At 64.5% G+C, this 668-nt stretch carries 1 protein-coding gene; it reads right to left on the reverse strand.

The features are described 5' to 3' along the window. A partial coding sequence (locus MKK65_RS00410) for a hypothetical protein (protein ID WP_243954338.1) occupies positions 1-186 on the reverse strand: 186 nt, incomplete at its 3' end. Positions 187-668 lie beyond the last annotated feature (482 nt).

Consider the following 668-nt stretch of genomic DNA (forward strand, 5'->3'; position numbering starts at 1 on the left):
CGTGTAGCGCTGGAGGATCTGTACCTCGTTGTAGTCCGGGCGGGCGCGCAGGACCTGCAGCAGTGCATGCAGCACCGCCCTGCCGACATCGTCCCGTTTGGGCGTACCGGTCGCCAGACGGTTCTTACGGCGCTCGGCCTCAGTCTCGGCATGGGCGTCAAGGCTGTGCTTCTGCCGCTTCGACATCCCCTTGCGAGACTTCCGGGCCGGGGGTGTCCAACCGGGGCGACCGAAGGTGGGGATGGGAGTTTCGCTCTCGTTCGACATCGGGTGCCTCCATTTCAGAGGTCCCTCATTCATACCGGATCGACGCAAGACACAAACGGCCGAGCTACATCAAAGCCTTGAATGCCGCATCGGCTGACCCGGTCACATCAGCGGATGACGCCGGACCAGTCATCGGCTGACGCTCAAGGCATTAGGGATCCAACTCGCCATGACCGTCTGGCGAGTTGCCATGAGATCATGGTGACCCGCGGCCGGATCGGGTCCCGACACGAAAAAACACCCCAGGAGCGGGTGCTCCCAGGGTGTCGCCGACCTCGCGGCCAGTTTGATCGGGCTGGGGATCCGGAGGCCAACAAGTTGTCGGCACCTTTCGCGGCGGCGAGCGATGAGGAGGACCAACACCCTCGCCCGCCGCAACGTCTCCCGGCACAGGAGCCGGG

Source organism: Methylobacterium sp. J-001 (genome assembly GCF_022829565.1).
Taxonomy (GTDB): domain Bacteria; phylum Pseudomonadota; class Alphaproteobacteria; order Rhizobiales; family Beijerinckiaceae; genus Methylobacterium.